Source organism: Streptomyces sp. NPDC050658, assembly GCF_044457025.1.
Classification (GTDB): domain Bacteria; phylum Actinomycetota; class Actinomycetes; order Streptomycetales; family Streptomycetaceae; genus Streptomyces.
Genome location: NZ_JBITGM010000004.1, coordinates 107539 through 126488 on the forward strand (window position 1 = coordinate 107539; position 18950 = coordinate 126488).

An 18950-nucleotide genomic window follows, 5' to 3' on the forward strand; every position below is an offset into this window, starting at 1 on the left:
GAGCGCGTCAGCTCAGCTGACGGCGCACCAGCTCATGCAGCCGTCCCCCCGTGTCCGCCAACAACTGTGCGGGCGGCCCCTGTTGGACGACACGCCCTTCGGACATGACGATCACCCGGTCCGCGTCCAGGACGGTGGACAGGCGGTGGGCGATGACGACCCTGGTGGCGTTCAGGGCGCGGGTGCTGTCGATGACCGTGCGCTGTGTCTCGTTGTCCAGGGCGCTGGTCGCCTCGTCGAAGAAGAGCACACGCGGGCGGCGGATCAGCGCCTGGGCGATCATCAGCCGCTGGCGCTGACCGCCCGAGACCGCTCCCCCGCCGGAGATCATCGTGTGCAGGCCCATCGGCATGCGCTTGATGTCCTCGGCGAGGCCCGCCATGGCCGCCGCCTCCCAGGCCTCCTCCTGCGTGAACGTCTCGGCGCCGCAGATGCAGTCCAGGATGGAGCCGGTGAGCGGCTGCGCGTTCTGCAGAACGACTCCGCACTGGCGGCGTACGGCGGCCTGGTCGAGGGCGGCGAGGTCCTGGCCGTCGTACAGAACACTGCCCGCGACGGGCTTGTCGAAGCCGATGAGCAGGCGGAGCAGCGTCGACTTGCCGCAGCCGCTCGGGCCGACGATCGCCACGAACTCGCCGGGCCGGATCGCCACGGAGACGTCGTCGAGGACCAGGGGGCCGTCGTCGGTGTACCGGAAGGAGACGCCGCGCGCCTCGATCTCGCCCTGGAGTTCGCCGGGCTGGGTGCTCGCGCCGCGCACCTCCGGGGCCTCGTCGAGCACCGGCTTGATCTGCTCGAACATGGGGAGGACCGCGGCCGCCGAGATCAGCGCCCCGGTGAGCTGGGTGACGGAGGTGAGGAGCATCGTCACGGCGGTGCTGAAGGTGAGGAACTCCCCCGCCGTGAGGCTGCCGCGCGCCGGGCCCGCGAGGAGCACGAACATGATCAGCGTGCAGAGCGGCAGATAGACGGCGTTGAGGACGGTCGTCAGGTTCTTGATGCGGCCCGCGCGCTGCTGCAGCTCGCGGCTGTGCGCGAACTCCCCCGCCCACGCGGCGTACGCGAAGCTCTCCGCACCCGCGACGCGCAGCTTGGGCAGTCCGCGCAGGGTCTGGAACGCCTGGTTGTTGAGCTTGTTGCCGAGTTCGACCAGGCGCCGCTGCCAGCGCAGTTCCCACAGGCCCAGGGAGAGGAACACCGCGGCGATCACGGCCAGCATGCCGAGCGCGGCCAGGGCGAGGGGGACGCTGTAGCAGAGCAGCAGGACGAGGTTCATCGCGCCGACCGTGCCCGACTGGAGCGCCACGGGGCCGATGCCCGAGAGGACCCGGCGGATCGCGCTGACGCCCATCGCCGCGCTCGCCAGTTCGCCGGTGGAGCGGGAGGCGAAGAAGCGGGTCGGCAGCCTCAACAGGCGGTCCCAGACGGCCGGTTGCAGGGCGCTCTCCATGCGTCCCTCCATCCGCAGGATGGTGAGGTTCTGCAGCAGCATGAAGGCCGCCGAGACGATGCTGGTGATCATCACGGCGAGGGAGACCTGGACGATGAGGCTCTTCTCGGCGTTCGGGACGTACACGCCGAGCACCTGACCCGTCGCGATCGGCACCAGCGCCCCGATCGCGACCGTCACCAGACCCGCGATCGCCAGATTGCGTACGTCGGTGCCGGTGCCCCGCAGCGAGAAGCGGAACAGGCCCAACGGCGTCAACGGCCGGTCCGGCAGCGGCCGGTAGAACATGACGGCCCCCGGTTCGAACTCCTCCGCGTTGTCCTCGTCGACGCGCGTGCGCCGCCCGGAGGTCGGATGCACCGACTCATAGCCGCCGCGCCGCCACAGCAGCGCGACCGGCGCGCCGCTCGCGGCGCGGTGCCCGACGAGCGGCCCCGCGTTCTCCCGCCACCAGCGCCCGTCGAGCCGTACGCCACGGGTGCGGATCCGCGAGGCCACCGCGACCTGCTCCACCGGGTCGATCCGGTCGCTGACCGCGCCGCTCTCCGCCGGGGCGGCCAGCTTGATCCCCGCCGCTTCGGCGACGAGGCGGCAGGCCGCGTACGTCATGTCGTCGCCGCCCTGGGACGCGGTACGGCGCGTACCGCCCTTCCCGGAGCGGCCGATGGAGGCGATCAGCGTCCGGTCGGCCTGTTCGCGGACCGTCTCGCCCGCCTTGATGCCGGCGGCCGTGCGGTCCTCGTGGGCGCGCTCCAGGCGTTCGATCCAGCGGTCGAGCGTGGAGAGCAGCCGGTACTGCTGGTTGACCATGCGCTGCCACATGGCGGTGTCGACGAGCAGGTCGCCGGCGGCCTCCGCGCTGTAGGCGGCGCCGTACTGGACGCTGCCCGGCGCGACGGGCATCCAGAGGATGTCCTCGTCGGTCACCACGTCGTCGCCGGTGGTGCGGCCGTCGAGCGGCGCCTCGAAGAGCACCCGGTGGCTGCGTCCGATGCCGAGCGCGAAGGCGTGCTCGAGCAGGCTCAGGGCCTGGTCCTGGGTGTCGTACTGGGTGGGGAACTGCTGCTCGTACGCCCAGGTGTCGCCGTAGTCGGGGCGGTACAGCTCGCGCAGCGAGATCCGGCGCAGCTCGCAGCCCTGGAGGGGGCGGCCGACCAGGGTGTGCTGCGGGCCCTCGACCGGGCCGAGCAGGAGGGTGCCCGGTTCGAGGCGGCCGAGGAAGTGCCAGTGGCCCTGCTGGACGGCGTCGACCGCGAACAGGTCGAGGGCGCCGGCCACGACGAGCCAGAGCACCTGCGGCCCTTCGAGGTGGACGCTGCGCAGGCCCGAGCAGTCGGCGGGCGTGCCGAGCGAGCCGAAGGCGGCGGCGACCGCGTCGTCGCCGTACGTCGTGTGCGTGTACTGCTCCGGTACCGAGCTCACCTCAGTGCTCCTTGACCAGGTCGGCGTAGGGTCCGCCGGCGGCGACGAGGTGTTCGTGGCGGCCGCGCTCGACGACCGAGCCGTGGTCGAGCACGACGATCTCGTCGCTGTCGCGGACGGTGCTCAGCCGGTGGGCGATGACGACGCAGGCGCAGCCGCGGCGGCGCAGGTTGTCGATGATGACCTGCTCGGTCTCGGCGTCCAGGGCGCTGGTCACCTCGTCGAGCACGAGGATGCTGGGGCGGCGGACCAGGGCGCGGGCGATCTCCAGGCGCTGGCGCTGGCCGCCGGAGAAGTTGCGGCCGTCCTGCTCCACACGGCCGTGGATGCCGCCGGGCCTACGGGCGACGATCTCGTACAGACAGGCGTCCTTGAGGGCGGCGACGACGGCGTCGTCCGGGATGGAGGGGTCCCACAGCGCGACGTTGTCGCGGATGGTGCCCTCGAAGAGGAAGACGTCCTGGTCGACGAAGGAGACGGACGCGGCGAGCGCGCCGCGCGCAATGTCCTCCAGGCGCTGTCCGTCGATGCGGATGGTGCCTTCCCAGGGGCTGTAGAGCCCGGATATCAGCCGGGACACGGTCGACTTGCCGCTGCCGGAGCCGCCGACGAGGGCGACCTGCTGGCCGGGTCCCACGGACAGCGAGAAGCCGGTGAGCAGCGGCTTGTCCAGGGGGCTGTAGCCGAAGGTGATGTCGTCGAGGGTGACGTGGCCCTTGAGGCGGCGGGTGCTCGCGGCCGGTTCGGGGCGCGAGTAGAGGCCGTCGACGGGGAAGTTCTCGACGTCCTTGAGGCGGGCGACGTCGGCGGCGAAGTCCTGGATGCGGCCCGCGACGCCGTTGAGCCGGGTGATCGGCGCGGTGAAGCGCGTGACGAGGGCCTGGAAGGCGACGAGCAGGCCGATCGACAGATGTCCTTCCACGGCGCGCAGTCCGCCGATCCACAGGATCAGCGCGCTGTTGAGGGTCGCGAGGGTCGGCGCGACGATGCCGAGCCAGGCGCTCGGCACGCCGAGGCGCTGCTGCTCCTCGAGGGTGGTGGCGTGCTGGCCGGCCCACCTGCGGAAGTAGCCGTTCTCGCCGCCGGTGGCCTTCATCGTCTCGATCAACTGCAGGCCGGTGTACGAGGTGTTGGTGAGCTTGGCGCTGTCGGCGCGCAGCTTCTGGGTGCCGGTGGCGCGCAGCCGGATGACGACGCGCATCGCCACGATGTTCAGCAGGGCGATTCCCACTCCCACGAGCGTGAGTTGTGGGTCGTACGTCCACAGGAGGGCCGCGTAGAGGAGTACGACGATGCCGTCGACCCCGGCGGCGGTGAGGTCGCGGGCCAGGGTCTCGGCGACGGCGTCGTTCGACGCGAGGCGTTGCACGAGGTCGGCGGGGCTGCGCTGGGCGTAGAACGTGACGGGCAGGCGCAGCAGATGGCGCAGGAAGCGGGCGCTGCTGAGGGTGGAGGAGATGATCCGGCCGCGCAGCAGATTCGCCTGTTGCAGCCAGGTGAGGACCACGGTGAGTGCGACCATCGCCCCCATGGACGCGAACAGCGCTCCGAGCAGTGAGGTCTGATCACCTATCAGGAACAGGTCGATGTACGTCCGGCTGAGCGCGGGCAGCGCCGCGCCGACCGCCACCAGGAGCAGGCTGGCCAGGAGTGCGGCGAGCATGGTGCCGGTGGTGCCGCGCAGGCGGGCCGGGAGCGCCTTCATGATGCCGGGCCTGCGGCCTCCGGGGCGGAAGTCGTCGCCGGGTTCGAGGACCAGGACGACGCCGGTGAAGCTGGTGTCGAAGTCCTCGGCGGGCACGAAACGGCGGCCCTTGTCGGGGTCGTTGATGAAGACGCCGCGGCGGCCGAGACGGCGCCCGGAGCCGTCGTACACGACGTAGTGGTTGAACTCCCAGAACAGGATCGCGGGCGCCTTGACCTCGGCGAGCGCGGCCGGCTCCATCTGCATGCCCTTGGCGGTGAGGCCGTAACTGCGCGCCGCCTTCAGCAGGTTGCTGGCGCGTGAGCCGTCGCGGGAGACGCCGCACGCGATGCGCAGCTCCTCCAGGGGGACGTGCCGGCCGTAGTGCGCGAGGACCATGGCGAGGGCGGCGGCGCCGCACTCCACGGCCTCCATCTGCAGGACGGTGGGGGTGCGGACGGTCTTCTGCCGCTCGCCCTTGGACGCGGGGCGCGGGGCGGCGGCCCGGCGGCGGCCGCGCTGCGGGGGCTCGGGGCGGTGCCTGCGGCGCCCGCCGGGGGGCGGCAGTTGCTGCTGGTGGGCCGGGGAGGGGGGCGGTGCGGTCACGGGAGCAGCCAATCGGATGCGGTCACGGAAGCAGCCAGTCGATCGGGCGCTGCTCGGCGAGGTGGAAGGCGCCGGTGGCCAGGGTCATGGAGTCGAGCGCGAAGGGCGGTCCGCCCTTGGACGACCAGGCGTAGCCGGACTTGGTGGCGGCGGAGCGGTCGAGCCGGACGAGGACCGCGACGGGCGGCCCGTCCTGGGTGAACTGCTCGGCCAGTTCCTTGTCGCCGAGGAATCCGGTGATCTTCTGGGCGCTCTGCGCGCCGCGGCCGATGGCCTTCACATGTCCGCGCAGCACTCCGTACTGCTGTGTGGGCACGGACTGCACGGTGAGGTCCACCTTGGCACCGACGGGTACGGTGGCGGCGCTGTCGGCGGGGACGTAGATCATGGCGAGGAGCGGGTCGTCGCTGCCGGATACGCGCTCGACCGTCGCGACGTCGGCGCCGGTGGTGACGACGGTGCCGATCCTGGCGACGAGGGCGTTGACGCGGCCCGCGGCGATGGCGCGGACGACCTTGTCCCCTTGTTCTGTACGGACCTTGAGCACGGGGGCGCCGGCGGCGATCCGTTTGCCCTCTTCGGCGAGGACCTGGGTGACCTGTCCGGTGACGGGGCTCTGCAGGACGTAACTGCCCTGGCCGTGGGTGAGGATGCCGGGTGCCTTCAGGGTCGAGGAGACCGATCCGGTCACCGCCCAGACGCTCGCGGCGGCCATGACGACGAGGGTGACGGCGAGGACGAGCAGGCCCTGGGGGCGTGCGTAGCGCACCGGCAGGTCGAGTTCCTCGGGCGACTGCAGCTTGGACAGGGCCTGTTGGCGGAACTGCACGGAACGCTACCTACCTTGCCTGTGGCTGTGTCTGTGCCTGTGGCTGTGCCTCATCGGTGCCTGTGGCTGTGCCTGTGGCGTCCGTGAGCCCCGGAACCTGTGGTCCCGGGGCTCACGAATCAAGCTGTCTCTGTGTGCTGGTGACTCAGAGACCGGCGGTCAGGCCGGAGGCCAGGCCCGTGACGGCACCGGTGTTCAGGCCGGTGGCACCCTCGACCGTGCCGACGACGCCGGCGACGACGCCGGAGACCGGGGCGATGGAGTCAACGGTGCTGGTGAGGTTGCCCGCGACACCGGCGACGAGGCCACCGGAGACGTTGTCGAGGTCGGCGTCGGAAATCTCGAGGGTCTCGACGGGGGTGACGTTCATGATGAACTGCCCTTCTCATGGGGATGTTGCAAAAATGTTTCTAAGAATGCGGAACCCAAACCGCGAATTCCGCATGGGCAGGATCAAAGCACGTTCGCATGTCGCACATCCAATCGTCCGGACGTCCCCCGGCGGCGCTTGCGACGACGAATCACCGCTGCGTGCAGGCATGTTCACCGTGTAATGGCAGCTCCTTCACAAGCTTCACAGGAGGAAATCGGGCGGTCCGCGGGACTCCCTTCAACAAAGCGGACACTCCCGACCTAAAAGCGCCTGATCTATGGTTCATACACACGGCTTTGCGTGAAGCTCCCGCTGAATACCGTGACTGGACTGGGTATTCGATGTGCAGGTTTATTGAAGGCGTCACGGATCAGGCATCAGGCGTCAGGCATGCGCCAGCAGCTGCGCCAGTGCCGCCGCCGTCTCCGGATGGCGGTCGACCAGTTCCGCGCCCCGCCGGACGGGAACCGCCGACTGCCAAGTCCCTTCGCAGCCCAGCAGATCCGCCAGCGCGTCACAGGTCGCCGGGTGGGCGGCCAGCAGCGCGCTCCCCTTCCCCGCGTCCGTGTTCCCCGCGTCCGTACGTCCCTGCGCGCGCACGGACACCGGCTCCGGCTGGGCGAGCCACGGCGGCACCCACGCGTCCAGCGCGTCGAGCCTGCCCGGGAAGATGCGGCCTGCCTCGCGGATCAGGAGCGGGGCCAGGTCCGTGCCGGTCGCCCGGAGTGTGGTGATCAGCGTCGGGAGCCACGGCAGCAGGACCGGGTCCGGCAGCCGGCCGAACGCGTTGGACACCGCCTCCACGACGAAGTCCGTGAGGCCGGGCACCGGCTCCAGGGCGTGCACGAAGCCGCTGAGGTAGCGCGGATAGGCGGGCACCACCAGGGGGTTGCCGAGGAGTTCGTCGCATCTGGCGCGCAGGTCCGCCCGGGAGAGCCGGCCGAGCTGGGTCTGCGCCGCCCACAGCAGCGCCGTCTTCGACGGGTCCCGGGGGTGCGACTGGGCGACCGCCAGCTCCAGTTGTGTCCGGTCGCAGCCGAGCGAGAGGGCCAGGCTCTCCATGCTGAAGAGGAAGCCCAGCGTCGCCGCCACCTGCCGCACCGTGGCGTCCTCGTCGGCGAAGGCCGTCGGCAGCAGCGTGCAGTAGTGCGCGTACCCCGTCTTCGCGAAGGACTCGATCCACGGCGGGAGCACCGGCTCGCTGGTGCGGTAGTGGGCGAGCAGTCGGCGCACCCGGCGCAGCACCTCCGGCGCGCCGTCCACGCTGCGTTCGGCCGCGAGGACCTCCAGGGCGCGGTTGCCCAGCTCGTCGGCGAGGCGGCGGCTGCGCAGATAGAGCGTCGCGTCCTCCACCGCCCGCAGGACGGTCGCCGCGGTGGCCTGCGGGGCGTACGCGGCGCGGCGCAGCCGCTGTTCCAGTACCTGCTCGATGCTGACGCCCTCGTAGCCGAGCTCGATGAGCGCGCGCTGGTGGGTGCCGAGGGCGAGGTCCCAGGACTCCTGGATGGGCCGCTCCCCCAGCTTGCGCTCGCCCATGATGGGCCGGGCGGCGCCGTGCGGCATCAGATGGCGCAGCATCCACAGCAGGTCGGAGCACGGCTCCAGCTCCGGCTGCCCCGCGATGTCGAGGAGCGCGCGCTGCACTCCGCGCTTGTGGAGCGGCAGGTTGAGCGGGGCGAGCCGGTCGTGCACGTCGCGGGCCAGCGGCGGCAGCGCGTCGTAGCCGACCTGGCCGATCCGGTCGCCGCCCATCATGATCTCGACGAGACGGCGTACGTCGCGCCGGCCGGGCACCGCGTCCTTCTCGATGCAGGTGACGGCGGCGTCCTGGAAGTCGTACGGAGTGGGCCTGGCGCGGTCGCGCATCCCGGCCAGCAGGATCGACGTCTCGAACACCGCGATGGCGTCCGCGGTGGAGGCGAGATAGCCGTTGCGCCGAGCGGCCCGCACGATCTCCACGGACCAGCCGAGCAGTTCCGCCTCGTCGAGCCGGTCCAGGACGGGCGGCTGCCGCAGGAATCCGGTCAGCTTGTCGGTGGGCGCGTCCTGTTCGATGGTCGGCACGGGAGGCTGCGCGGCGGCCGTCTTCTTGGCCCGCGACTTCTTCGTACCCGCCTGCCCCGCGAGGCGGAACGGCTCCACGCGGGTGCGCCTGAGGTTCTTCGCCCAGACCGTCGCCGCGATGGACACCGATCCGGCGGCGAGGCCGAACTGCGCCTCGATCGCCGCGTGGCTCGACGGGATCAGGCCGTGCTGCCACTTGGTGGCGCTGCGCGGGCTGATCTCGAACGTGTCGGTGCCGTCGACGCCGAACTCCGCGACCCGGCTCGCCGCGTGGAACGCGCCGCACACATAGAGGCAGTCCGCGGGATCGGTGCCGGTCGCGGCCAGGTGCTCGCGCATCCTGGTCCACATGTACCGCTCGCGGTCCTCGTCGACCCGGACCCGGTGCGGGTCACCGGGCGCCAGTCGGCGGAAGAGACTGCCGATCAGGAGCATCACCTGGCGGTAGGTGTCGTGGTCGCTGTCGCCGAGCGGCAGTTCCACGTACTGGTGCCACCACTCCGACCAGTGCCGCACCCGGCCGTGCCGCAGCAGATGCTCCTCCAGCTCGGCGAAGCGCGGCCGCAGGTCGCCGATCTCCACGCCGACCGCGTCGCCGTGCAGCGCGGCCTCCTCGTCGGCGGGCGGCGCGTCCGGGTCGTGCGCGTCGTCCCGCTCGGCGGAGGTCCCCGATCTGTCCCACTGGAAGACGTGGTCCGACGAGCGGTCGACGAGGACCAGCTCGACGCCGGGTGTGTCCAGGGCGTACGCGATCGCCTGGTACTCGGCCGATGCCTCGGTGATCGGGGCGACCACCGACAGCGGCGACCAGTCGGCCGGGAACCCGTCGACGTCGGTCGCGAACGCCTGGACGGCCACCGGGAGGCGGCAGTTGCGCAGTTCGGTCAGGAGCGGTGCCATGTCCTCGCACAGCTCGACGTACACGACCTTCGGCTGTTTCTCGCGCAGCCGGCGGGCCATCGCGAGGGCCGACGCGGGCGAGTGGTGGCAGACGGGGAAGATCTCCAGGGGCTCGCGCACGGCGCGGTCGACGTCGTCGACGAGGCCGAGCAGGATGCCCTCCAGGGCGTCGGGCCCGTCGGCGAACGTCGCGGCGGCTTCCTGCAACTGCCCGCGGAGTGCTTCGAAACCGCCGTCGTGGGTGGTCGTCGGTCGGTTGCTCACCTGCGGCCCGCTCACGACAGGGTCGCGATCGCGTCGCGGCCGCCCTCGAGGAACTCCGGCCAGGAACCGCCCACTTCCTTGCTGCGCGGCTCGACCACACCGTGCAGATACTTGTTCAGGATCGCGAGGTCCTCGGGCTCACGGCGGGCCAGCGAACCGACGAGCGAGGAGGCCAGCGTGTGCGCGGTCAGGGCGCGCTCCCCGAAGAAGTTGCTGTGCAGGATCGCGTCCTCCAGTACGCCGATCTGCTCGGCGGTGGACAGGGCGGACTCCAGCTTCTCGTCGTCGCTCGCCGCGGCGGCCGACGACGCCCGCAGGTCGGCGAAGCTCTGGAGGAGCACGTCGAGCAGCGTCGGCGGCACGTCCAGCTCGATCTGATGGCGGCGCAGCAGCTCCTCGGTGCGGAAGCGGACGATCTCCGTCTCGCTCTTCTTGTTCGTGACCACCGGGATGCGGACGAAGTTGAAGCGGCGCTTCAGCGCGGACGACAGGTCGTTGACGCCGCGGTCGCGGCTGTTGGCGGTGGCGATGATCGAGAAGCCGGGCTTGGCGAACACGATGTTGTCGCTGTCCTGGTCACTGCCCAGCTCCGGCACGGAGATGTACTTCTCCGAGAGGATCGAGATCAGCGCGTCCTGTACGTCGCTGGTGGAGCGGGTCAGCTCCTCGAAGCGGCCGATCGTGCCGGTCTCCATGGCCGTCATGATCGGCGAGGGGATCATCGACTCGCGCGACTGGCCCTTGGCGATGACCATGGACACGTTCCAGGAGTACTTGATGTGGTCCTCGGTGGTGCCGGCCGTGCCCTGCACCACCTGGGTGGAGTTGCGGCTGATCGCGGCGGACAGCAGCTCGGCGAGCCAGCTCTTTCCGGTGCCGGGGTCGCCGATGAGGAGCAGTCCGCGGTCGGATGCCAGCGTGACGATGGACCGCTCGACGAAGCTGCGGTCGCCGAACCACTTCTGCGAGATCTTCCGGTCCAGGCCGTCGGCACGCTCCGAGCCGAGGACGAACAGGCGGACCATCTTCGGGGACAGCCGCCAGGAGAAGGGCTTGGGGCTGTCGTCCACGGACTCCAGCCAGTCCAGCTCCTCGGCGTACTTGAGCTCGGCGGGGGCGCGCAACAGATCGGACATGGCAAGGCCTTCCTCGAAGGGAGTTGAAGCAGGGAAGAGGGTCCTGAAGCAGGAAGTCAGGACGTCAGGACGTGAAGTCGTGGTGCTCGCGGCGTCAGGCGAGGAACGACTTGAGCTCGTGGACGAGCTTCTTGATGTGGCCGGACAGCACGGGCGTACCGAGATCCTTGAAGCGCTCGCGGAACCACGGGTTGACGCTGCCGCGTCCGGCGCTGGTCACCGAGCCGACGGGGATGAACTTGGCGCCCGAGCGGTGGATGGCCGCCATGCTCTCGAAGAGCTGCTCGGACCGCCATTCGTAGAAGTCGGAGATCCAGACGACGACGGTGTTGCGCGGCTCGGCGATCTTCGGCTGGGCCAGCGCCATGGCGACCGTGCCGTCGGTGCCGCCGCCGAGCTGGGTGCGCAGCAGCGTCTCGAAGGGGTCCTTGACCCAGGGCGTCAGGTCGAGGGCCTGGGTGTCGTACGCGATGAGGTGGACGTCGACCTTCGGCAGTCCGGCGAAGATGGACGCCAGGATCGTGCAGTTCACCATCGAGTCGACCATCGAGCCCGACTGGTCCACGACGACGACGAGGCGCTGGGGTGTCGTCTTGCGGGCCGTGTGCCGGTAGTAGAGGCGGTCTACGTAGAGCCGCTCCTCCTCCGGGCTCCAGTTGGTGAGGTTCTTCCAGATCGTGCGGTCGAGGTCGAGGTTGCGGAACACCCGCTTGGGCGGCACGGACCGGTCGAGAGGGCCGACCGTGGCCTTCTCCACCTGGGTGCGGAGGACTTCGGCGACCTCGTCGACGAAGCGGCGGATGAGCGCCTTGGCGTTGGTCAGGGCGACGCCCGACAGGTTGTTCTTGTCCCGCAGCAGCTGCTCGATGAGCGACATGCTCGGCGTGAGCTGTGAGGCGAGCTTGGGGTCGGCGAGGACCTCGCGCAGCTGCATGCGCTTGACCAGGTCGGCCTCGATGGAGCCGAGTTCGGGTCCGATCGCGGGGATCAGCCGGCTGAGGTCGGGGGTCGTGCCCCCGCCGCCGGTGCCGGTCGGGCTGACGCCGGGTCCCGCCGCGCCTCCCCCGGCTCCGGTCCCGGAGCCTCCCGCGCGGCCGCCGCGCAGATCGCCCGGCTTGCAGCCGAGCGCGCGCTCCAGCCAGCCCGCGTCCGCCTGCCAGCGCGCCAGCTGTCCCGCGGTGACCGTGCCGGAGCCGGTGGCGAAGACATTGAGCAGTGCCTTCGACACCAGGGCGGCGCGGCGCACTTCGGCGGCCTTGTCCCGCCCGGCGTCCTCGGCGGCGTCGGCGTCGGGCGTCATGAGTCCGTCGAACTCCGCGGCCAGCTCCGGGTGGCGCTGGACGACCGAGTCGACGGAGGCCTGCGGGTCGAGGAGGGCTGCGGGCAGTCCGATGTCCTCGACCACGGCGAGGCTCGCCGACTCCAGCGCGGGCTGCTCCTCGGGGTCGAAGAGGCGGGCGAGGAGCCGCCAGTACAGGACCTGTCGGCGGTTGTCGTCGGCGTCCGCCTCAGGTGCCGGTGCGGTCACGTCGTCGGTCATTTCCGCAGCAGCCTTCCCGCGCGCTCGCGCAGCACGGCCACGGCGTCGGTGGCGGCCTTCTCCGCCTTGACCCCGGCCTTGTCCGTCGTCCCGCCGGCCCAGCCGCCGGCGTGAATCGTGAGCACCTTCTTCCGTACGGTCGTCTCGACGGCCAGCGGCTGGAGCCGGTACGCCCCGGCGTCCCAGCGCAGCAGCCCTATGCACGCCCCGGACGCGGCCACGGCCTTGGGGGTGAGCGGCCCGGCGGTCGGCACGCGGTCGGTGTCGACGACCAGGGAGTGCCCGGCCAGGGTGAACGTCAGTGTGCCGTCGTCCTGTTGGGCGGCGTACCCCTCAAGGAAGACCGGGACGGCGATGCGCGCCGGATGCCGGTCCAGGGGCGCGGTCGGCGCGTCGGCGGCGGTCGGCAGGGCGACGCGGGCGGTGGCGAAGGCGTCGGCGGGCTCGCCCGGGCGGGCCTGCTCGTCGCTCCAGACGAGATCGCCCTCAGCGGTGATGGGCATGTCCGTGACCTCCGTCGAGCGGCCTTCCCCGAAGGACGCGAGGAGCGACATGTGGGGCCGGAGCAGCTGCCAGAGGCCGGCGCCGACGACCGTGTCGGGCTTCGGCGCGGACACGCTGGCCCGCACCAGGCGGGGCGTGCTCCCGTCGGCGGGTTCGAACACGGCGTGCACCTGGGCCTGCACGGCCGTCGCGTGTTCCTGTACGTCCACGCCGAGGGGCAGCAGGCGCCCGGTGACCGTGCCGGCCGTCGGGGCGTCGGCCGCGCCCGGCACGGTCAGGAGCATCGCGCGTGACCACAGGTCGGCCCAGCGGCGTACCGGAACGCGGTCCAGGGTCACGCCGGGGCAGGACGCGGCGAGTTCGGCGGCGAATCCGTCGAGGAGCGTCGCCAGGCGGCGCAGCGCCGGGTCCGGCAGCATCGCGGAGACGATCTGGGCGGCTCCGGAGACCAGCTCGTGGTCGATGCCCCGCCATCCCGCGCGTGCCAGGTCGGACAGCCAGGCGCGGGCCGCGGCAAGGACGTTGGCCGCTTCCCGGTCGCCGGGCGCGGGGGCCTGCTCCGCGGTGCGGGGGCGGCCGGTGGCCTCGTCGACGCGGGCGATCAGCGCGTCGTGGACGGAGCCGAGGAGTGCGCCGCGGGCGGCGGCGAGGGCGACGAAGTGCTCCTCGCCCGCGGCGCCGGACCCGGCCTTCTCGGCGGCTTCGGCGACCCGGTCGGCCAGCGGCGACGCGGCGACGGCGTGGGCCAGCTCCGACAGACCGGCGGCCTGGGCGGGTTGCGGGCGCAGCAGCCCGGAGACGAGGACCCGGTCGAAGGCGTCGACCGCAGCGAGGGCTTCGTCGAGTCCGTCGGCGGGCTCGGTGAGCAGGTCGGCGCGCATCACGCCACCGCCCCGGCCGGCGGGAACCACTGCATCTCGGGCAACGGCACGGTGCTCGGCGCCAGTTCGAGATAGGCCAGGTGACGCAGGAGCCTGCTGAAGACCGTCGCCGCGGCCTTGCTGTCCCCCTGCGGCGGGCGGGCGCCGCTCATCCTGTAGGAGAGGGAGTGCGCGCTCGGCTCGCCGTCTGGGGTCTCGACCTTGAGATAGCGGGCGACCCGCTCGGCGCCGTACTGCAGCACCGACTCGTTGATCAGCGCCCTGATGTGATTGCAGAACGAACCCCGCGCGCCGCCGCAGGGCCGGTTGTTGTTGGTGCTGCACGCGTATGCGTACGTCCCCGCCGCGACCGACGAGACATAGACCCGCCCGATGTCCGAACCGCTGGACACCACCCCTTGCAGGCGCCCGTCGGCGAGTTCGACGAACGGGACCTTGGCGAGCTTGCGCGGCCGCGCGGGCGCCGTCACCCGCGCCGCGCTCGACCTCTCCCAGTCGGGCACCTCTGAGACCTCCGACACCACACCAACTCCTCCACGCCAAAGGGACGTCCACGCCGGCTCGGCGGGACATCAACGAACTTACTGGCGACCACTGACAACGCTGATCGCCCGCATCGGAAGCTCATCGATCCCACCCGATCCCACCGCTCTGACCAGGGGTGATGCGGCGGGTTCGGGGCGGTGCACCATAATGCGGCCATGCGGATCTCAGCCAGGGCGGACTACGCGGTACGTGCCGCGCTGCAACTCGCCGCGTGCCAGGACGACGGCCCCCTCAAGGCCGAGGCCATCGCGGACGCCCAGGAGATCCCGCACAAGTTCCTCGAGGGCATCCTCAACGACATGCGCCGCGGCGGTCTCGTGCTCAGCCAGCGCGGCGGCAACGGCGGCTACCGCCTGGCCCGGCCCGCCGACTCCATCAGCATCGCGGACGTCATCCGCGTGGTGGAGGGCCCGTTGGTGTCGGTGCGCGGGGTCCGCCCGCCGGAGCTGTCCTACAGCGGTCCCGCCGAGTCGCTGCTCCCCCTGTGGATCGCCCTGCGCGCCAACGTCCGCCAGATCCTGGAGGGCGTCTCACTGGCCGACGTCGCCACGGCCCGGCTGCCGGACCAGGTGACGACGCTCGCCGAGGACCCCGCGGCCTGGACGAACCCCTGAGACGGCGACACGTCCGCTGAGACGACGACGCGACCCCGGAGACGCCCGCCGCGCAGTGCGTGACCCAGGTCATAGAAGAAGATCGCCGAAGTGGCGTAACGCCGGGACCGCCGGCCGCTCTCTGCTGCATCGGCCGCAGCGGCTGTCGCCCCCGAGTTCGGAGTCATACGCGTGCACGTCACCCTGGAATCGTCCGCTGGAGCAAGCCTGGTCACCCGGGCCGACCAGGAGATCGCCGTCCCCGTCCTCCTGCGCTACGGCACCGCCGAACCCGACGTCGTCCATCTCGACTTCCCGGCCCATGTCACGGTCGACGGCGAGGCCGTCACCTGGTCACTGCCGCGAGACCTGCGCTCCGAGGGGCTCGCCGCGCCGACCCGCCACGGCCAGGTGCGGGTCCGGCCGTCCGGGGAGGCCCGCACGCTCGTCGAGCTGCACGCTCCGGCGGGCGCGGCCGCGCTCCGGTTCGACTCGCAGGTCCTGCACCGTTTCCTGCTGCGTACACACGCCGTCCTCGCGCACACGAACACCGCGCTCGCCGCGGGGAATTCGCCCGCCGGACGCGAGAGCGGACACAGCCGCGAACCGGCGAGGGCCGTCTAACGCCGGTTGCGCGGGTGGTTGCGCGCGGTGCGTTCATTGCCGTGCTTGTACGCGCCCGTCCAGCGGGCCATGACGAGTTGGGCGTCGCCCGACTCGACCTCGGCGAGGAACTTCTCGGCGCGCGCACCGCGCAGCGTGCCCGCCGCGCGGCCGTGGTGCGTGATCGTCACGCTGGAGTCGGGACGCTGTTCATAGGCGAATCCGTGGGGTTTCGGCATGTCCGGATGCTAGGCAGTCGGGGTGCGGTCGCGTAACTGGATTTCGGCGGGTCGCGATGCGAGCGGCGCCCCGCCACCCGTTGACCGCCGGCCGCCTCCGGCTGACCGCCAGCCGCCGGCCGCTGGCTGCCGGCCGCTCGCCGCAGGCCACCGCCGGCCGCCGCCCCCTGGCCGAAAGCCGCCCCGAATCCCACATTCCAAGACACCCGAGTCCATCCCTTGAACGCCCCCTTGTCGCAACGGGAGTTCACGCACACTATTCCTATCAATCAGGTAGGGAAACTAGGAATCTGTGAGGCGTCCCCGTGACAACGCTGATCCGCTCCGCGTCGCCCCGCGTCGTCCGGGAACTCGCCGACGACCTCGCCGTCGACGCGGAGCTGCGCGACCGCGCGGGCAAGCCGCCGTTCGACGAGGTCTCCCGGCTGCGCGAGGCGGGACTGCCCGCGCTCCTGACGCCGCCCGGCCCCGACGGCAGGGGCGGCGACTGGCACACGGCGTGTACGGCGGTCAGGGACATCGCGGCGGCGGACAGCTCCGTCGCCGAACTCCTCGCCCAGCACCACGCCCTGTCGTGGAGTCCACGCCTCTTCGGTACGCCCGAGGAAGCCGCCGCGCTCGAACTGCGCGCACATCAGGAGCAGTGGCTCTGGGGCGGTGACACCGAACTGCCGGACGCGCGGACGGGGACCGGCCTCGCGCTCACCCCGGTCGCCGACGGCTATGTGCTGAACGGCCGGCGCACCCTGACCGCCTGCGTCGCCGTCGCCGACCGGCTCGTCCACACCGTGCGCGACACGAGTACCGGTGAATGGGTGGTCGTCCATCTCGACCCGGCCCACCCCGGCGTCTCCACGCAGCCGGCGCACGACCTGCTCGGCCAGCGGCTGAGCGGATCGGGCGGTGTCAGTTACGACGACGTACCGGTGGCCGCGCACCAAGTGCTCGGCGGGGTGCCCGTCGACGAGCACGAGATCTCGCCGTTCACCGCGCTTGCGCCGCTCACCCGCCGTCTGCTGCTCGTCCAGGTGGGCCTCGGCAACGCGGAGGGTGCCCTGGCCGAGGCGCGCGACATCAGCCGCGCCCTGCCGCGCCCCCACTCGGCGCCGGACACCGGCGGCGGCACGTACGCACCACCGTCCGCCGACCCCTATCTGCTTCTCGCCTACGGCGAGTTGGCGACCGCCGTGCACACTGCGGGAGCTGTGGCGGACCGTGCCACGGACGCGCTCGCGCGGGGCCTGGCGGCCGGGCCGGTGCTCGGCGCAGACGAGCGCGCCGACATGGCGTTCCTCGTCGGCGCGGCCGAGGCGGTCACGGCCGACGCCGCGCTGCACGTCACCACCCGCGTCCTGGAACTCACCGCCGACGCCCCGTCCCCCGCAGCCGACCCCGGCCTCGACCGCTTCTGGCGCAACGCCCGCACCCTGACGGCCCACGGCTCGGCGGCGCACCGGCTGCGTGACATCGGCGAGCACTACCTCAACGTCACATGAGGCGGCGGATCAGTCTCTCCTTTGCGGACGCGAATGGCGGGTAGATCGCTCGGACCGTGTCCGGGAGCAGCGGCTTGTCGAGTACGGCCTTGGTGTGACTGAAGGTCTCGATCGAGTGCCGGCCGTGATAGCTGCCCATGCCGCTCTCCCCCACCCCGCCTAAGGGCAGTCCGGGCAGGGTCAGATGGGCGTTGGGGAGACCGAAGCCGACGGCTCCCGACGAGGTCTCGGCCGGCAGTCGACGCCTGGTCTCCCGGTGGGGAGTGAAGGCGTACACGGCGAGCGGTTTCGCGCGGGCGTTCACGAAGGCGATGGCCGCGTCCAGGTCGGGCAGCGCGAGCACCGGGAGGATCGGGCCGAAGATCTCGTCGCGCATCACGGGAGCGACCTAGAGCAGCTGGTCGAGCATCTCGTCGGGCTGCTGACCGACGAGCCTTCCGGCGCCGTCGCCCGCGCCGTGCTCGGCGCGGCGCTCGGCGACGCCGGCCTCGCCTCGTACATCAGGGACTTTTTCGCCGACCGGCTCGCCCGCGAGCAGACGGTGGTCGACCGGGCCGTCGAGCGGGGCGAACTGCCCCCGGAATCCGACACGATGCTGCTGATGGACCTGCTCGCGGGCGCGGTCTCGCTGCGTGCGGTCTTCCGCCGGATGCCGCCGGACGAGGGCTTCGCCCGCCGGACCGTCGCGGCGGTGCTCGACGGCGTACGCGTCTCCCCGTGACGCGCCCGCACCCGCACCCGCACCCGGAAGCCGGACTTCGCTTGTCCCGTCCATGACATCGTCACAGGTTCGACGCACAACGTTCATACAGTGAGGCGCCCGCCCGTGCGACTCTCCGGTTGGCCCACTTGTCAACTCGCGTAGACCGCGGGTCCTGTTGGAGGGGATCCGCGGTCCGCACGAGCCTCCGAGAGAGGACACCCCCACATGCCGGTCCCTCACATACGGCGCTGGAAACCCCTGGCCATGACGGCCGCCGCGCTTCTCGTCGGGATCACCGTCCCGGCCGCCGCTGACGCCACGACCTCGGCCCCCACGCCGACCGCGGCCCAGGCGGGCACGCTGGACGACACGTACTACAAGGACGCGCTCGGCAAGACCGGACCCGAGCTGAAGAGCGCCCTGCACACCATCATCAGCGACCAGACCAAGCTGTCGTACGACCAGGTCTGGGACGCGCTCAAGGTCACCGACGAGGACCCGGCCAACAGCAGCAACGTGATCCTGCTCTACGCCGGCCGCTCACAGAGCAAGGGCAGCAACGGCGGCGACCCCGACCAGTGGAACCGCGAGCACGTGTGGGCGAAGTCCCACGGCGACTTCGGCACCGCGACCGGTCCGGGCACCGACATCCACCATCTGCGTCCCGAGGACGTGTCGGTCAACAGCACGCGCGGCAACAAGGACTTCGACAACGGCGGCAGCGAGGTCGGCGAGGCGCCGGGCAACTTCACCGACTCCGACTCCTTCGAGCCCCGCGACGCCGTCAAGGGCGATGTCGCCCGCATGATCCTCTACATGGCCGTGCGCTACGACGGCGAGGACGGCTTCGCCGACCTGGAGCCCAACGACAAGGTGAGCAACGGCAGCGCGCCCGCCATCGGACGCCTCTCCGTGCTCAAGCAGTGGAGCGACGAGGACCCGCCGGACGCGTTCGAGAAGAACCGGAACGAAGTCATCTTCGACCAGTTCCAGCACAACCGGAACCCGTTCATCGATCACCCCGAGTGGGTCGAAGCGATCTGGTGAATCGTTCCCCCGCCTGGTGACAGCACCCGGTGGCGGCGCCCGGCTCCCGGAGCGCCGCCGCCCGGCGATT

The 18950-nt window shown here is 71.4% G+C and carries 15 protein-coding genes and 1 pseudogene; 5 read left to right on the forward strand and 11 right to left on the reverse strand.

Features of this window, described 5'->3' with window-relative positions:
- Positions 1-7: 7 nt before the first annotated feature.
- The 9 genes from ACIBKX_RS16105 to ACIBKX_RS16145 form a co-directional block, all read right to left on the reverse strand.
- On the reverse strand, positions 8-2872 hold the full coding sequence (locus ACIBKX_RS16105; RefSeq protein ID WP_363274617.1) for an NHLP bacteriocin export ABC transporter permease/ATPase subunit: 2865 nt from the start codon (positions 2870-2872) through the stop codon (positions 8-10).
- A gap of 1 nt (position 2873) precedes the next feature.
- Positions 2874-5162 carry an NHLP family bacteriocin export ABC transporter peptidase/permease/ATPase subunit gene (locus tag ACIBKX_RS16110; protein ID WP_363274616.1) on the reverse strand — a complete coding sequence of 763 codons (2289 nt, stop codon included), beginning with the start codon at positions 5160-5162 and terminating at the stop codon, positions 2874-2876.
- Between the two features lie 22 nt (positions 5163-5184).
- Complete coding sequence (locus tag ACIBKX_RS16115) at positions 5185-5991, reverse strand: HlyD family efflux transporter periplasmic adaptor subunit (protein WP_363274614.1); 807 nt, start codon at positions 5989-5991, stop codon at positions 5185-5187.
- A 145-nt stretch (positions 5992-6136) separates the two neighbouring features.
- On the reverse strand, positions 6137-6361 hold the full coding sequence (locus ACIBKX_RS16120) for a type A2 lantipeptide (protein ID WP_363274613.1): 225 nt from the start codon (positions 6359-6361) through the stop codon (positions 6137-6139).
- 387 nt (positions 6362-6748) lie between these two features.
- A complete protein-coding gene (locus ACIBKX_RS16125; protein WP_363274612.1) occupies positions 6749-9592 on the reverse strand; it encodes a hypothetical protein in 2844 nt (947 codons plus the stop codon).
- Between the two features lie 11 nt (positions 9593-9603).
- On the reverse strand, positions 9604-10728 hold the full coding sequence (locus ACIBKX_RS16130) for an AAA family ATPase (RefSeq protein ID WP_363274611.1): 1125 nt from the start codon (positions 10726-10728) through the stop codon (positions 9604-9606).
- Positions 10729-10822: 94 nt separating this feature from the next.
- Positions 10823-12268, reverse strand: coding sequence for a VWA domain-containing protein (locus ACIBKX_RS16135; RefSeq protein WP_363274610.1), 1446 nt, complete (start codon positions 12266-12268; stop codon positions 10823-10825).
- The gene (locus tag ACIBKX_RS16140) at positions 12265-13683 is read right to left on the reverse strand and encodes a hypothetical protein (RefSeq protein ID WP_363274609.1); all 1419 of its coding nucleotides are present in this window, start codon (positions 13681-13683) and stop codon (positions 12265-12267) included. Before ACIBKX_RS16140 ends, ACIBKX_RS16135 begins: the two co-directional genes overlap by 4 nt.
- Positions 13653-14156 carry a hypothetical protein gene (locus ACIBKX_RS16145; protein WP_363274738.1) on the reverse strand — a complete coding sequence of 168 codons (504 nt, stop codon included), beginning with the start codon at positions 14154-14156 and terminating at the stop codon, positions 13653-13655. Before ACIBKX_RS16145 ends, ACIBKX_RS16140 begins: the two co-directional genes overlap by 31 nt.
- Positions 14157-14354: 198 nt before the next feature.
- Between ACIBKX_RS16145 and ACIBKX_RS16150 the strand changes: the two genes are divergently transcribed.
- Positions 14355-14813 carry an Rrf2 family transcriptional regulator gene (locus tag ACIBKX_RS16150; RefSeq protein WP_363274608.1) on the forward strand — a complete coding sequence of 153 codons (459 nt, stop codon included), beginning with the start codon at positions 14355-14357 and terminating at the stop codon, positions 14811-14813.
- Positions 14814-14984: 171 nt separating this feature from the next.
- Entirely contained in the window at positions 14985-15416 is a 432-nt protein-coding gene (locus ACIBKX_RS16155) for an SsgA family sporulation/cell division regulator (RefSeq protein WP_363274607.1), read from the forward strand.
- Here ACIBKX_RS16155 and ACIBKX_RS16160 read toward each other — a convergent pair.
- Positions 15413-15634, reverse strand: a complete 222-nt coding sequence (locus tag ACIBKX_RS16160; RefSeq protein WP_363274606.1) for a hypothetical protein — start codon at positions 15632-15634, stop codon at positions 15413-15415. The genes ACIBKX_RS16155 and ACIBKX_RS16160 overlap by 4 nt on opposite strands.
- Positions 15635-15939: 305 nt before the next feature.
- On the opposite strand from ACIBKX_RS16160, the gene ACIBKX_RS16165 reads away from it, so the two are divergent.
- Positions 15940-17130: an acyl-CoA dehydrogenase family protein gene (locus ACIBKX_RS16165; protein ID WP_363274604.1), complete on the forward strand. Its 1191-nt coding sequence runs from the start codon at positions 15940-15942 to the stop codon at positions 17128-17130.
- On the opposite strand, the pseudogene ACIBKX_RS16170 reads toward ACIBKX_RS16165, so the two are convergent.
- Positions 17123-17515: pseudogene (locus ACIBKX_RS16170) on the reverse strand (aldehyde dehydrogenase family protein); the annotation flags it as partial. The gene ACIBKX_RS16165 and the pseudogene ACIBKX_RS16170 sit on opposite strands and share 8 nt — an antisense overlap.
- Positions 17516-17551: 36 nt before the next feature.
- Here ACIBKX_RS16170 and ACIBKX_RS16175 point away from each other — a divergent pair.
- Positions 17552-17851 carry a TetR-like C-terminal domain-containing protein gene (locus tag ACIBKX_RS16175; RefSeq protein WP_399375830.1) on the forward strand — a complete coding sequence of 100 codons (300 nt, stop codon included), beginning with the start codon at positions 17552-17554 and terminating at the stop codon, positions 17849-17851.
- A gap of 207 nt (positions 17852-18058) precedes the next feature.
- Positions 18059-18880: an endonuclease gene (locus ACIBKX_RS16180; RefSeq protein WP_363274603.1), complete on the forward strand. Its 822-nt coding sequence runs from the start codon at positions 18059-18061 to the stop codon at positions 18878-18880.
- Positions 18881-18950 lie beyond the last annotated feature (70 nt).